This is a genomic window from Paenarthrobacter sp. NPDC057981 (assembly GCF_042886835.1).
In the GTDB taxonomy this organism is placed as follows: Bacteria; Actinomycetota; Actinomycetes; order Actinomycetales; family Micrococcaceae; genus Arthrobacter.
The window spans coordinates 115,865-129,311 of sequence record NZ_JBHVQI010000006.1 but is presented as its reverse complement, the minus strand read 5'-3'; the positions used below and the strand labels follow the sequence as shown (position 1 = coordinate 129,311).

The 13,447-nt window shown below is 62.5% G+C and carries 11 protein-coding genes and 1 tRNA gene; 6 read left to right on the top strand and 6 right to left on the bottom strand.

What is annotated here, in order from left to right; translation table 11 throughout:
• Nucleotides 1-15: 15 nt before the first annotated feature.
• Both ACFVSI_RS08715 and ACFVSI_RS08710 read right to left on the bottom strand, forming a co-directional pair.
• Nucleotides 16-1,452 (bottom strand): MFS transporter, encoded by a 1,437-nt coding sequence (locus ACFVSI_RS08715; RefSeq protein WP_387822008.1) that lies wholly within the window; start codon nt 1,450-1,452, stop codon nt 16-18.
• Between the two features lie 144 nt (nt 1,453-1,596).
• On the bottom strand, nt 1,597-3,762 hold the full coding sequence (locus ACFVSI_RS08710; protein ID WP_387822005.1) for a RecQ family ATP-dependent DNA helicase: 2,166 nt from the start codon (nt 3,760-3,762) through the stop codon (nt 1,597-1,599).
• Nucleotides 3,763-3,901: 139 nt separating this feature from the next.
• On the opposite strand from ACFVSI_RS08710, the gene ACFVSI_RS08705 reads away from it, so the two are divergent.
• From ACFVSI_RS08705 to ACFVSI_RS08690, 4 genes are read left to right on the top strand one after another with little or no spacing between them, the layout of a single operon-like run.
• On the top strand, nt 3,902-5,320 hold the full coding sequence (locus ACFVSI_RS08705) for a phosphomannomutase/phosphoglucomutase (RefSeq protein ID WP_387822002.1): 1,419 nt from the start codon (nt 3,902-3,904) through the stop codon (nt 5,318-5,320).
• Between the two features lie 10 nt (nt 5,321-5,330).
• On the top strand, nt 5,331-6,245 hold the full coding sequence (locus ACFVSI_RS08700; RefSeq protein WP_387822000.1) for a hypothetical protein: 915 nt from the start codon (nt 5,331-5,333) through the stop codon (nt 6,243-6,245).
• An 8-nt stretch (nt 6,246-6,253) separates the two neighbouring features.
• Nucleotides 6,254-6,700 (top strand): hypothetical protein, encoded by a 447-nt coding sequence (locus ACFVSI_RS08695; RefSeq protein ID WP_387821997.1) that lies wholly within the window; start codon nt 6,254-6,256, stop codon nt 6,698-6,700.
• A 22-nt stretch (nt 6,701-6,722) separates the two neighbouring features.
• Complete coding sequence (locus tag ACFVSI_RS08690) at nt 6,723-7,190, top strand: RrF2 family transcriptional regulator (protein ID WP_387821995.1); 468 nt, start codon at nt 6,723-6,725, stop codon at nt 7,188-7,190.
• A gap of 90 nt (nt 7,191-7,280) precedes the next feature.
• Here the strand turns inward: ACFVSI_RS08690 and ACFVSI_RS08685 are convergent, their stop codons facing one another.
• Complete coding sequence (locus ACFVSI_RS08685; protein ID WP_387821992.1) at nt 7,281-9,107, bottom strand: phosphoenolpyruvate carboxykinase (GTP); 1,827 nt, start codon at nt 9,105-9,107, stop codon at nt 7,281-7,283.
• Nucleotides 9,108-9,391: 284 nt separating this feature from the next.
• Here ACFVSI_RS08685 and ACFVSI_RS08680 point away from each other — a divergent pair.
• Nucleotides 9,392-9,465: transfer RNA gene (locus tag ACFVSI_RS08680), tRNA-Arg, on the top strand.
• Between the two features lie 128 nt (nt 9,466-9,593).
• On the opposite strand, the gene ACFVSI_RS08675 is transcribed toward ACFVSI_RS08680, so the two are convergent.
• From ACFVSI_RS08675 to ACFVSI_RS08665, 3 genes are read right to left on the bottom strand one after another with little or no spacing between them, the layout of a single operon-like run.
• The gene (locus ACFVSI_RS08675; RefSeq protein WP_387821989.1) at nt 9,594-10,550 is read right to left on the bottom strand and encodes a fumarylacetoacetate hydrolase family protein; all 957 of its coding nucleotides are present in this window, start codon (nt 10,548-10,550) and stop codon (nt 9,594-9,596) included.
• A complete protein-coding gene (locus ACFVSI_RS08670; protein WP_387821986.1) occupies nt 10,547-11,332 on the bottom strand; it encodes a cyclase family protein in 786 nt (261 codons plus the stop codon). The genes ACFVSI_RS08675 and ACFVSI_RS08670 overlap by 4 nt, the downstream gene beginning before the upstream one ends.
• On the bottom strand, nt 11,325-12,560 hold the full coding sequence (locus ACFVSI_RS08665; RefSeq protein WP_387821983.1) for an MFS transporter: 1,236 nt from the start codon (nt 12,558-12,560) through the stop codon (nt 11,325-11,327). Before ACFVSI_RS08665 ends, ACFVSI_RS08670 begins: the two co-directional genes overlap by 8 nt.
• A gap of 143 nt (nt 12,561-12,703) precedes the next feature.
• Here ACFVSI_RS08665 and ACFVSI_RS08660 point away from each other — a divergent pair, with 143 nt between their 5' ends.
• Nucleotides 12,704-13,336 carry a TetR/AcrR family transcriptional regulator gene (locus tag ACFVSI_RS08660; RefSeq protein ID WP_387821981.1) on the top strand — a complete coding sequence of 211 codons (633 nt, stop codon included), beginning with the start codon at nt 12,704-12,706 and terminating at the stop codon, nt 13,334-13,336.
• Nucleotides 13,337-13,447: the final 111 nt, after the last annotated feature.

Sequence of the window (13,447 nt, the reverse complement as noted above, 5' to 3'; positions counted from 1 at the left end):
CGGCTCGCGTGTGCTTTAGGTTCGGGTCCCGGCCGCTAGTCCGCTGACTTCCGCTCCCGCGTGACGGTGCAATGTCAGGCTGTCCACGGTGCTGATCAGCATCAGGACAGCCATGGCGATGAACGCCCCTTTGTAAGCCCCTGCGTGGTCAGCGCCGAACAGGTGTGTCGTGTCGAACAGGCGCAGGAACAAGGCCCCGACGGCGATTCCGGCCGCGGCTGCAAGCTGAACGAGCGTGGCCGAGATCGCATTGGCGGAAGGCAGCTGTCGCGGAACGATATCTGCATACTGCACTGACGCGTACGCGGAGAATCCGATGGAGCGGAAAGCGCCGCTGAACAGCAGCAAGGCAAAGATCAGGGGTTCGGGCGTTTGTGGGCTGAGGAAAGCACACAGAGCGAACGTCACAGCTGACGCGAAGGAAGCGAACACCAGGACTGCTTTGAAACCAAAGCGTCTGATAAGCGGCGTGGTGGCGGGCTTGATGCCGATGTTGCCCACGAACACTGCTGCGACCATGACGCCGGCTTTGAGGGGATCCCATCCGAAGCCGTCCTGGAACATCAGGGGCAGCAGGAATGGCACGGAACTGATGGTCAGCCGATAGATAAACCCGCCGGTGGAGGTGGCCCGGAAGGTCTTGGTGCCAAAGACGCTGAAATTGAACAGCGGCACTTTGGCTTTCCTCATCCAGAAAACTGCCCCGGCCAGTGAGAGCACACCGGCTACGACCACCAGGACGGCCAGAAGGTTGGAGGCGTGGCCGCCCAGGGTTTCGAGACCAACCACCAACGCTCCCACGCCCAACGTGGTCAGCAGGAGGCCAAACCAGTCGAGGCGGCGCTTGCCGTCAAACTGTGTCCGCGGAACCAGCCTGAGGGCCGCGATGAATGCCGCCAGGCCCAGGGGGACGTTGATGATGAAGATCCAGTGCCACGAGAGGAAGGTGGTGAGGGCACCTCCAACCATCGGAGCCAACACCGGGGCGAGCAGGCCCGGCCACACCAGATAGGCAGTGGCACGGAGGAGCTCGGACTTGGGTGTACCGCGAAGGACCACCAGGGTTCCCACGGGGACCATCATGGCCCCACCCATCCCCTGGGCCACCCGGCTCAGGGTGAGCATGGTCAGGTCGGTGCTTACTGCGCAGAGCAGGGACGCGATGGTGAACACCGAAATAGCCAGGCAGAAGATCCTCCGGGCGCCGAAACGCTCAGCCAGCCAACTGCTCAGCGGGATTCCCATCGCGACCGTGACCAAGTATGCCGTCATGGTGATGTTGATGTCCGCCGGAGCAACACGGAAGTCGGAGGCGATGCTTGGGATGGCCGTGGTCAGGATGGTCCCGTCCAGGAACTCCATGAAGAATGTTGCTGCCACCAGCAGGGCCAAGCGCGGCCGCCAGCTGGTTGGGCTGGCCTCGGTGACGTCGGCACTGGGTCTTGTGGTCATGGCTCCGGTCCAGGTTCGGGCTGCGCTCACCGGCTGGGGTCAGCGACTGGGCAGCAGGGTGTTTCCTCGATCCTATAGACCTGATGTGGGAGCGATCACAAAATGACGCTTTCCTACCTTGTCCATCCCGCTTGGGGCAGCGGTCTACCCCGCCTGAGCCAGCGCGAGAGGGAGTACCGCTGCAACACCTGCCTGCCGCAGCGCCCGCGCGGACACCGTCATGGTCCAGCGGCTATCGACCAGATCATCCACCAACAGCACAGGCTGGCTCCCAATCCCCGACAATGCCTGGGCAAGATCCGGCCCAACAACCAGCCGTTCCCACACCCCGGCGAGCCTGTAGGCGCTGTTGCCTCCTCGCGACCCGGTGGGTCCTCCGTGAGCCACCTGGAGCTGGCCCAAGTACGGCATCCTGCCAATCCCGGCAATTCCCTGAGCCAACGAGTCAACCAATTGAGGTTTGCTGCGCGAGGGAATACTGATGACAGCGGCAGGCCTGCCTGCTCCGCTCCAGGGGGTTCCGCCCTCGGCCCCGGACCACTCCCGCAGTACCTGGACGCAGGCTTGCATCATCGCCGGATCGACCACGCGGTCCGGTGCGCCTGCTGCGAACAGTTCACGCAAGGCACCACCCCAGCCCAGGTCTGTCAGCCTGGCGAGCACGCGTCCTTCCGCGATGCTTTCGTCCGGCTTGATCTTTCCCTTCACTGCAACGCCAAGCCGGTCCATTCCACTGGGCCATTGGAGCCGCGGTTCCACTGCGATGCCTGCCCGGCGGAGCGTCTGCCCCGCTGCATCCGCAGCCGATTCCGCTACGTCTACGGGGAACCATCGGCCCGCACAGTTGTCGCAGCGTCCGCAAGGGGCAGCGGTCTCATCATCGAGGACAGACGTGATGTACTCCATCCGGCATCCCGCGGTGTCTTGGTAGACCACCATGGAATCCTGCTCGTCCACTCGGGCTTCGGCAATGCGGGCGTAGCGTTCGGCATCGTAGTGCCACGGCCGCCCGGTTGACCTCCAGCCTCCGCCTACGCGTTCGACGGCTCCGTCCACAGCCAAAACCTTCAGGAGCAATTCCAAAGGCGTGCGGCGCAGGTCCACGCGGGCCTCCAGCGCCACAGTGGACATGGCCGAGTCAGCATCACCGAGAACGCCAAGTACGGCTGCTGCCTTTTCCTGGGAGGGCATGGATGCAGTGGCAAAGTATTGCCAGATCTCGCGGTCCTCCGAGCCGGGAAGCAGGAGGACATCTGCATTGGCCGCGCCACGTCCGGCACGGCCAACTTGTTGGTAGTAAGCCACGGGCGACGACGGTGCGCCGAGGTGAATCACGAAACCCAGGTCCGGTTTGTCGAATCCCATACCCAGGGCAGAGGTGGCCACAAGGGCTTTCACCTGGTTGTCCTTAAGCAGTTGCTCTGCCCGCTCCCGGTCCGCGGGGTCCGTCCTCCCTGTGTAGGACAGGACATTGTGTCCGGCCTCGGCAAGGAGCCGAGCGGTGTCTTCGGCCGCAGAGACCGTAAGCGTGTAGATGATGCCGCTCCCTGGCAGGCCGGTCAAGTGGGTCAGCAGCCAGCCGAGGCGGTCCCTGGAGTCGGAAAGGTTGAGCACACCAAGGCGCAGGGACTCCCTCCCCAAGCCCCCGCGGATGGTCAGCACACCGGAGCCAAGCTGCTCCTCAATATCGTGGACCACCCGGGAGTTGGCCGTTGCCGTCGTCGCCAGGACGGGTACAGTCTCCGGCAACTGCGCTATGAGGTCCGAGATACGGCGGTAGTCGGGGCGGAAGTCGTGCCCCCAGTCGGAAATACAGTGGGCTTCATCAATCACCAGCAGCCCTGTCCGCCGGATGAGTTCGGGCAGCTGGTTCTCCCTGAACGAAGGGTTTGTCAGCCGCTCCGGCGACACGAGGAGGACATCGACATCGTCCGCGGCCAGCTGAGCCAGGACGGTGTCCCATTCGAGGGCGTTCGCGGAGTTGATGGCCACGGCCCGGACGCCTGCACGTGCCGCTGCGGCGACTTGGTCACGCATGAGGGCCAGCAACGGCGAAACAATCAGCGTGGGCCCGGCTCCCCTGCGGCGCAGGAGCAATGATGAAACGAAGTAGACGGCTGATTTTCCCCAGCCGGTGCGTTGGACAACGAGCGCCCTGCGGCCCGCATCCACCAGCGCTTCGATCGCCTCAAACTGGCCGTCGTGGAACTGGGCTTCCGGGTGGCCAACGAGTTCACGAAGGCATGCCAGGGCTTCCTGCTGGGTTGCTGATTGCACGGGAGCGGCAGTGTTTGGGGAGTTGTTGGCCATGACCCCAGTATTCCAGCCACCCCTGACAGCAATAACGGGAAGACTCCGTTATGTGGATAACAGCGTGCCGATAACAACTATCCACATAGCGCATCCGCGGGTTCATGCCCTGATGGGTAGCCACAGTAGGATTGACCCCGTGACTAGCGAGCAGAACAAGACATTCGACCTCTCGGCATCCTTCAAGGCGTACGACGTCCGGGGCATCGTCGGTGAGTCCATCACGGCTGAAATCGTCGAGGCCGTCGGCGCAGCCTTCATCGACGTCCTTGGTCTTGAGGGAGAAACTGTCCTCGTGGGCGGCGATATGCGCCCTTCGTCACCTGAGTTCAGCCAGGCCTTCGCCAACGGTGCGGCAACCCGTGGTGCCAACGTTCAGCTCCTTGACCTGATCTCCACCGACGAGCTCTACTACGCTTGTGGCGCCCTGAACGCCGCCGGTGCCACGTTCACCGCGAGCCACAATCCAGCCGAATACAACGGCATCAAGATGGCCAAAGCGGGCGCCCAGCCGATCTCGTCCGAAAGCGGCCTCAAGGAAATCCAGGCACTTGCAGAGCAGTACCTGAACGACGGCTCCATTCCGTCCACGGCAACCCGCGGCGAAATCGGGGTCCACGATGTGTTGAAGGACTACTCCGAGTACCTGCGCAAACTGGTGGACCTCTCCGGTTCCCGACCGCTGAAGATCGTGGTTGACGCCGGCAACGGCATGGCCGGCCTGACTACTCCGGCCGTCCTGGGCGACAAGTTGCTCCCTGCGCTGCCCTTCGAAATCATCCCGCTCTACTTTGAGCTGGACGGCTCCTTCCCGAACCACCCGGCAAACCCGCTGGAACCGGAAAACCTTCGCGACTTGCAGGCAGCTGTAGTCAAGCATGGCGCGGATATCGGCCTCGCCTTCGACGGCGACGCGGACCGCTGCTTCGTCATTGACGAAAAGGGCCAGCCTGTCTCCCCGTCGGCCATTACGGGCATGGTTGCCCGACGTGAGATCGCCCGGGCCCGGCAGTCCGGCGAAGAAACCCCCGTCATCATCCACAACCTCCTGACTTCCAAAGCGGTCCCGGAACTTGTGGCCAACGACGGCGGCCGAGCCGTCCGCACGCGCGTGGGACACTCGTTCATCAAGGCAGTCATGGCTGAGGAGGGCGCAGTCTTCGGCGGAGAGCACTCCGCACACTTCTACTTCCGGGACTTCTGGAACGCTGACACCGGAATGCTGGCAGCCATGCATGTCCTTGCCGCCCTCGGTGAGCAGGACGGCCCGCTCTCGGAACTCGGCCGCCAGTATGAACCGTACGTCTCCTCCGGTGAGATCAACTCCGAAATCGAGGACAAAGCGGGCGCCGTGGAGCGCGTGCGCGTGGACTTTGAAACCGAGGACATCGATATCGACCACATGGATGGCAGCACTTTCACGGCAAAGGACGGCAGCTGGTGGTTTAACCTGCGGCCTTCCAACACCGAGCCCTTCCTGCGGTTGAACGCCGAGGCCAAGGATCAGCCCACCATGGAAAAGATCCGCGACCGCGTTCTGGCTCTCGTACGGGGTTAGGCTTACACCCATGACGCAGCTTCCGCTCGAGGCACGGACCTCCCCCGAATCCGAACTGGCAGCTGTCGTGGCGGAGGCCCTTAAATTGGCTGACGCCCAGTTGGTCCTTAACAAGAGCTTCACTCCGTTCGTTTTCATGCTCGACTCGGAAGGCGCCATCCACCGCGGCGAGGTCCCCCGGGAAATCCAGGGGACCCTGCCCCCGGACCCTGTCTTGGCCGTGAAGCTGACCATCGATCTCTTCTCCGGCCATGCCGAAAACCTCATCGCGATGGTGGCTGTTTTTGATCCGCAATCCGGCAAGACCGAGGACACGCTCCACCTGTGGGCGGAGCACCGGAGTGGGATCAGCCAGCTCATCCGTGTGGACTTCACCAGGAAGAAGTTCCTGAAGCACCCCACCTTCGGTGAACCCCGGACCGAGGATCAGGAAGCCCATGTATGGACTGGCGGCGCCCCCGCCCCGGGGGAGGAATGGTGGCACGAAGGCCTCTCCGAGCAGGCAATCCAGGACGTCTTCAAGCTCGTGGGAGCGGCTGTTCCTTTTGCCCAGGATCAGCTGGGCAGGAACGGCGTTTTGGCCCCGTACGGCATCACCACGGATCTTGCTGGCGAACTGGGGCATCACATGGCCTACCAAGAGGCCAACGAGGACGGCGAAATCGACTCTGCGGAATCCGTCCAGATGATGACCGAAGGCTTCCGTAAGGACCGGGAGGCACTGCGCGGAACCTGCATCCTGGCCGACGTTCGCCTCCGGACTGAAAACGGCGGTGCTGTGGACGCGGTCAGGTTGCACATTGAACATGCCGAAGGGCTTTCGATGCACATCCTGAAGCCCTACGAAATTGACGGGCAATCCAACGCCGTCGTCTTCGGAGATTCGGCAGTACTTCCCACTGAAGCACGCGTGTGGTCAGCATGAGTGATCAAATGTCCAGCGCCAGCGCCGTCCCGGAAGAGTCTGCTGAGGATCGCGAACTGCGGGAGACTCTGGGCACAGGTCTTGGAACCGCGCAGGAGCATCTTCAGCAGAACGGTGGCTTCTTTCCCTTCGGCATCACGCTGGCCAACGATGGCGAACTACGGATTGTCATGGTCACGCCGGGTGAACCTGACGAGGATGGGCAGGTGGACGCCGGACAAATGCTGTCCGACCTCCACGAGCTGCTTCGCCAGGGCCGCGACGAATACCGGGCGATAGCCATCGTCAGCGATGTCAGCTTGCCGGAACACGGCTCCGACGGCATTCATGGCGCGGCCGAACACCGTGAAGGGGCTGTCCTGGCCGCCATCATCCCCTATGTGCCCGGCACAGACGGATTCGACTTCGCCCCCATGGAACCGGATACCCACGAGCCATCCATCTGGGTGGACTAGACCGAGCACCTGGACTGATGCCATGAAAATCAACGCCTTCGCAGATGTGAGCCTTCGATCCCTCATGGTGTTGGCCGCGGCTCCTGAGGGTGCGTTGCTGACCACGCAGGCGGTGGCAGATGCCGTGGGAACTCCCTACAACCACGTCAGCAAGGCAATGGTCCGCCTGCGCGCGTTGGGACTTATAAACGTCGAACGGGGTCGGCTCGGCGGATCCCGACTGAACGACGCAGGACGGGAAGCCACGGTCGGACAGGTCTTGCGTCACCTGGACAGTCGCCAAGACCCGGCCGAGTGCCAGTCGCCCGCCAAGGTCTGCCCCCTGATCACCGAGTGCGCACTCCGTCACGCCATGACCCGCGCCAGGGAGGCCTTCTACCGCGAGCTGGACGGCATCGTGATCTCATCACTCCCCCACGCCCGGCAAATGGACCCGGTGTTCGAATCAATCGGGCTTCGGCCCGAGATCCGGATGAGCGTCGCGCCCTAGCGCTCCAGGACGACGGCGGCCCGTCACCTTCGAAGCGAAAGGTGACGGGCCGCCGTCGTGCACTTAAGAACGCCGTTGTTCCTAAGGGGTTCAGCCCAGACGGGTCTTCAGACCGTCCAGTTCGGACTGCAGCGCAGCCGGGAGTGATCCACCGAAGTTGGCGAACCATTCCTCGATCGAGGCCAGTTCAGTGGCCCACTCGTCGGCGTCGACGCGAACAGCGGACTCAACCTCGGCCGGGGTCATGTCCAGGCCTTCGAGATCGATCGACTCACCGGTCGGGACGAAACCGATCGGAGTCTCCACTGCGTCTGCCTTGCCTTCAAGGCGCTCGATGGCCCACTTGAGCACACGGGCGTTGTCACCGAATCCAGGCCAGGCGAAGCCACCCTCGGCGGTGCGGCGGAACCAGTTGACCAGGAAGATCTTCGGCAGGCGCTCCGGATTTCCCTTGGCAGACAGGTTGACCCAGTGGTTCAGGTAATCACCTGCGTCGTAGCCGATGAACGGCAGCATGGCCATCGGGTCGCGGCGGACAACGCCGACAGCGCCGGCAGCCGCAGCCGTGGTTTCCGAGGACAGCGTGGAACCCATGAAAATGCCGTTGGACCAGCTGCGGGCTTCGGTGACCAGCGGAATGGTGGTCTTGCGGCGGCCGCCGAACAGGATTGCGGACAGCTCCACACCCTCGGGGCTGAAGTATTCCTCGGCCAGCATGTCGATCTGGTCGATCGGTGTGCAGAAGCGGGAGTTCGGGTGGGCTGCAGGCGTATCGGAGTCCGAAGTCCAGGACTCGCCGCGCCAGTCGGTCAGGTGCGCCGGAGTTTCCTCCGTCATGCCTTCCCACCAGACGCCACCGTCGTCGGTCAGTGCCACGTTAGTGAAGATGCTGTTGCCCTTGGCGATGGCACGCATGGCGTTGGGGTTGGTGCCCCAGCCCGTACCAGGTGCGACGCCGAACAGGCCGGCCTCGGGGTTGACGGCACGAAGCTCGCCCTCCTTGCCGAAGCGCATCCAGGTGATGTCGTCGCCAAGAGTCTCGACCTTCCAGCCCTTGATGGTGGGGTCGAGCAGGGCCAGGTTGGTCTTGCCGCAGGCGGACGGGAACGCAGCCGAGACGTAGTAGGTCTTCTGCTCCGGGGAGGTCAGCTTCAGGATGAGCATGTGCTCGGCGAGCCAGCCCTCATCACGCGCCATGACGGAGGCGATGCGCAGCGCGTAGCACTTCTTGCCCAGCAGGGCGTTGCCGCCGTAGCCGGATCCGAAGGACCAGATGGAGCGCTCTTCCGGGAAGTGGACGATCCACTTGTCCGGGTTGCAAGGCCATGCGACGTCGGCCTGGCCGGCTTCCAGCGGCGCGCCCAGCGAGTGGAGGGCGGGAACGAAGAAGGCATCGGTCTGGGTGATGCGGTCCAGGACGTCCGTGCCGATGCGGGCCATGATGCGCATGGAGGCTACGACATAGGCGGAGTCGGTGATCTCAACGCCGAACTTGGGGTCTTCTGCATCGAGGTGGCCCATGACGAACGGGATGACGTACATGGTGCGGCCACGCATGGAACCGGCGAAGAGTCCGCGCAGCTTCTGCTTCATCTCGGCCGGAGCCATCCAGTTGTTGGTGAAGCCTGCATCGCGTTCGTTCTCGGAGCAGATGAAGGTCTGCTCTTCCACACGGGCGACGTCAGCGGGGTCGGAGAATGCCGCGAAGGAATTGGGGAAGGTTTCCGGGTTCAGTCGCTTCAGCGTTCCGGCCTCGACGAGTTCGTCGGTGAGCTTCGTGTTTTCTGCTTCGCTGCCATCAACCCAGTGGATGCGGTCCGGCTGAGTCAGCTCGGCAACTTCCTCAACCCAGGCCAGCAGGCGTGCATGCGTAGTAGGTGCCTTCTCAAGCAGCGGCAGTCGCGCCAGATCGCCCATTGCGGTTCCCTTCCTCGGGTTCAGTGGTGTGTCCTAAACGATAGGGGTCGCGGACCAGACCATTCCGCTGTCAGACATCGGACATCCAGCAGCTCGAAACGCAAAAACCCCTAGAATTCAAGGTTCGCGTTTTCCGAGTGGCGAATTTAAGTGACTAAGGTCACGTAGACCGGTCTAGTTGCGCAGATTACAGCTTTTCGATTTGGAACTTCACATGAACTTCTGTAAAGTTTATTGAGGTTCGAGGGGGTCAGAGAAACAGACCGCCGAGAATCACACGAAATGCGCCCATAGCTCAGCTGGATAGAGCGTCTGTCTACGGAACAGAAGGTCAGGGGTTCGAATCCCTTTGGGCGCACAGATCAAGACCCGCACCGGTTCGCCGGTGCGGGTCTTTTGTTTCCCCCAAACCAACCAGGGGACAGAACAGGGTCCTATGAGCGCTCAGTAGGACAGGTGCTGTCCCCTAGTTGGGTGGGAGTGGGGTTAAATGCCCGGGGCGAACGGAATCGGCGGGACGTAGGAACGTCTCCGGGCTCTTGGAATTTCGTGCACCGGGGCAGCGCCGCCCACAAGGTTGGTCAGCGTTCCGAGCCGTTCCACCGTCAGGCTCACAACGTCGTCGCGCTCCAGCGCCGGCGGAGCCTCGGCTCCATACCAACCCCAGAACTCGGCAAGGCACCCCCCGCCGCTGGTTCCGGACCCCAGGATGTCCCCGCGCCGAACCCAGGTTCCCCTGCTGGCATAGGACACCAGCTCGGCAAAATTCCATGCCATGTTGACGAGTGAATCCGTGGCTAGGACCTTGCCGTTCACAGAGACGCTCATGGACAGATCCAGGAACCCGTCCGAGGTTACGTCCTCCAGCTCGTCTTTGGTCACGAACAATGGCCCTAAAGATGTCGCCGTGTCCTTACCTTTGGCTGGTCCCAAGCCAACGGTCATTTCTCCACGCTGCAGATCCCGGGCCGACCAGTCATTGAGGATCATGTAGCCGGCGATATGGTCCCCCGCCTCCCCCACAGAGAGGTTGAACCCATCAGCACCTATGACTGCCGCAACTTCCAACTCAAAGTCGAATTGCCGGGAGCCCGGCGCCATGGGAACAGTCGCGTTATGGCCTATCGCCGCGTGCGGATTGGTGAAATAGAACGACGGCGCCTGGTACCAGGCGTCCGGGACACCCTTCTCCGGAGCTACTGAGCGCAAGGCGCCCTCCGTGTGCTGCTCGAAAGTGATGAAGTCACGGATGGTGGCCACGTCAATGGGCGGCAGCAGCTCGGCTCCGGCAAAGTCCACACAGTCACCATCGGCTGCGATCCCCGGATGGGAAATCACCTCGAACGCATCCACCCCTTCCGGATAAAGCCGGCCAGAGAGCAAATCCGCGCTGGCCAGCCCAAGGCGGGGAACGCCGTCGAGCATTAACCGGAAGAATTTCATTCACCCGCCCCCTCATCCAGAATCGCCACCGCACGGGTCCACCCGGCGGAGGCTCCATGGATTTTCACAGGGAAACACGAGATCCGGAACCCCGTGGCCGGCAACGCCTCAAGGTTGTGCAGTTTCTCGATGTGGCAGTAACCGATCTCCCTTCCGGCTTTATGGCCTTCCCAGATCAGCGAGCTGTCGCCGGTTTCCACGTAGCGCTTGGCCGTGTGGATGAAGGGGGCGTCCCAACTCCAGGCGTCGGTGCCGGTGACGCGGACGCCGCGGCTGGTGAGGTAGAGGGTAGCTTCGCGTCCCATCCCGCAGCCTTTGCTGAGATAGTCGTCGAAGCCGTACCGGGTTCCGGCCGCGGTGTTGACCACCACAATGTCTCCCGGCTCGAGCTGGTGCCCCACGCGCGACAATTCAGCCTCAACGTCGGCGGCGGTGGCAACGTAGCCGTCCTCGAAGTGGCGGAAGTCCAGTTTCACTCCGCGCCCAAAGCACCATTCCAGCGGAACTTCGTCAATGGTGATGGCGCGCGCTCCACCGTCCATGGTGGAGGCATAGTGATACGGAGCATCCAGATGTGTACCGGTATGGGTGGTGGCATTGATGCGCTCAATGGCCCAGCCCTCCTCTCCTGGCAGATCCCCTTCAGTCATACCGGGAAAATAGGACACCAGGTCTTTGGCAGTTTCCCTATGGGTGAAGTATTCGATCTCCGGCGTCATACCCGGCGGATCCGAGGCTATTCCCCCGCGGAGGCTGACGGACAGGTCTATAAGGTCAGGCATTGTTGATGGATTCTTTCTGAAGGTTGGGCTCGATTGCCGGATTGTCCGCGGAGGAGCCGCGGTGGGTGTGGGGCAGGAAGAGCATGAGGGCGCCGCCTGCAAGGAAAACTGCGCCGGAGAGGATGAGCCCGGATGAGAATCCCCAGGAGGCGGCGATTCCGCCCATGGCCAGGGGCGCGAAAGCCGCAACGCCCCGGCCGATGTTGAAGCAAAAACCCGCCCCGGTTGTGCGGATTCTGGTGGGGTACAGTTCCCCGAGGTAGGAGCCGAACAGGCCGGCGAACGTCATGAAGAAGGCGTACAACGGCCCCATCCACAACAAGACTGCATGGTTGGTGACCAGCCCATACAGCGGGATCAACAAACCGGTGCCGGCCAAGGAGAGCATGATGGCGTTGCGGCGGCCGATCCTGTCTGCGATCCAGCCAAACACGATGTACCCGGCGAACATGCCGAGGTTGAGGATAGTCATGAAGAGGCTGACCTGCCGGGGATCAAGGCCTCGCTCACTAGCGAGGTAGCTGGGCATCCAGGTTGAAGCCCCATAAAAACCAACGAAGGCGCAGACTGCGACCAGCGTGGCGACGATCGTGCGACGGCGGTAGCTGCCGGTGAACAGCTCCCTTACGGTGACAGTCGGCGTCTGCTGCCCCGCGCGCTCTTCCAGCCATGCCTTGGATTCCGGGAAGAAGAACACCACCATGAGCAGAGGCACGAGCGCGGACAAGCCCGTGACCAGGAAGAGCATCCGCCAGTCAGGCATGAAGACGCCGGCGATAAGGGCTGCGCCCGCACCACCCAGCGGGTACGCGGCAAGCACGAAAGCGACGGCCCGCCCGCGCTGCTGTGCCGGCCAGGTTTCGACGATGTAGGTGGACAGGACCGACCAGACTCCCCCAAGGCCAATGCCCGCCAGGAAGCGGAGGGCCACGAAAATGCCATAGTTCGGCACGATAAACAGGGCGGAGGTCAGGACGACGAACACCACCATGGACACGATGAGCGCGATCCGTCGCCCGCGGTTATCGGCCAGCCATCCCGTGATCACACTGGAGCAGCCCATGCCCAGCAGCGTCGCGGTGGCCAGCAACCCACCTGCCAGCGGTGTGAGCGCCAAGTCCTTGCTGATGGCTGGGAGCGCGAAGGACAGCACAGCGATTTCGAGGGCATCGAAGAGGTAGATGACGAATGACCCAATGAGGATGAACCACTTGGTTCCACGTTTCATGTGGAAATCCCTTCTGAAGCGGGCGACGTTGCCCGGAACGAAACAGAACTTTGACACCTGTTCAATTTCTTGTGGGATAGAATTTATACACCCATTCAGTTTGTGTCAACGGTTGCCGCTCAAGGAGCTATAGGCTGGGACCCATGTCCACAGAAGTGCAGGGGAATACGGCAGGAACGCGCCGTCGGGAGCAGATCCTTGATGTCGCGGTGAAGATGTTCGCGGACCGGGGCTTTGACGCCACCACCATGCGGGCGGTAGCCGAGGAAACCGGGACCACCGCACCACTGGTCATCTACCACTTCGCTACCAAGCTTGAGCTCTACAGGGCGGTCTTCGCCCGATACCAACACCTCAACGAAGAACGCCGCCGTCAAGTCCTGGCCGTCGAGACCTCGGCGAGTGACGCCGTCGAACGCATTGTGGACGCTTTCCTCATGCCGACCCTGAAGGCCCAGGAGACTGAAGACGGGAAGCTGTTCGCCCGGCTCGTTCTCCGCGAGGCCTCCGATCCCGGCGCCCATGAACGCGGGATCCTGGCCGAATACTTCGACCCCATGGCGAGGGACTTCATCCAGGTGATGCGCAAGGCCCTTCCCAACAAGCCCCAAGGGTTCCATGAATGGGCCTACATGTTCGGCGTTGGCGCACTGACCGGCACGGCGCTTCCCCAGAGGATCGCGGCCCTCTCGGACGTCGGCAACATCAACGATTTCCGGTACGACTACCTGCGCTCGGTGCTCGTGGCGGGCTGGCGCGGCGCCGCACCCAAGTAGGGGACAGATAACGCTGTTCTGAGCGCTCAGTGGAACCGGTACTGTCCCCTAGTTGGGTGACGGGGGCAGAAACCGCAAGGGCCGCCGTCGTACTTTTCGTTAAAGTACGAC

What these genes read in the sequence shown, in the direction of transcription:
- ACFVSI_RS08715 (WP_387822008.1), bottom strand. Translation starts at nt 1,452, where the DNA reads ATGACCACAAGACCCAGTGCCGACGTCACCGAGGCCAGCCCAACCAGC.
- ACFVSI_RS08710 (WP_387822005.1), bottom strand. Translation starts at nt 3,762, where the DNA reads ATGGCCAACAACTCCCCAAACACTGCCGCTCCCGTGCAATCAGCAACC.
- ACFVSI_RS08700 (WP_387822000.1), top strand. Translation starts at nt 5,331, where the DNA reads ATGACGCAGCTTCCGCTCGAGGCACGGACCTCCCCCGAATCCGAACTG.
- ACFVSI_RS08695 (WP_387821997.1), top strand. Translation starts at nt 6,254, where the DNA reads ATGTCCAGCGCCAGCGCCGTCCCGGAAGAGTCTGCTGAGGATCGCGAA.
- ACFVSI_RS08690 (WP_387821995.1), top strand. Translation starts at nt 6,723, where the DNA reads ATGAAAATCAACGCCTTCGCAGATGTGAGCCTTCGATCCCTCATGGTG.
- ACFVSI_RS08685 (WP_387821992.1), bottom strand. Translation starts at nt 9,107, where the DNA reads ATGGGCGATCTGGCGCGACTGCCGCTGCTTGAGAAGGCACCTACTACG.
- ACFVSI_RS08675 (WP_387821989.1), bottom strand. Translation starts at nt 10,550, where the DNA reads ATGAAATTCTTCCGGTTAATGCTCGACGGCGTTCCCCGCCTTGGGCTG.
- ACFVSI_RS08670 (WP_387821986.1), bottom strand. Translation starts at nt 11,332, where the DNA reads ATGCCTGACCTTATAGACCTGTCCGTCAGCCTCCGCGGGGGAATAGCC.
- ACFVSI_RS08665 (WP_387821983.1), bottom strand. Translation starts at nt 12,560, where the DNA reads ATGAAACGTGGAACCAAGTGGTTCATCCTCATTGGGTCATTCGTCATC.
- ACFVSI_RS08660 (WP_387821981.1), top strand. Translation starts at nt 12,704, where the DNA reads ATGTCCACAGAAGTGCAGGGGAATACGGCAGGAACGCGCCGTCGGGAG.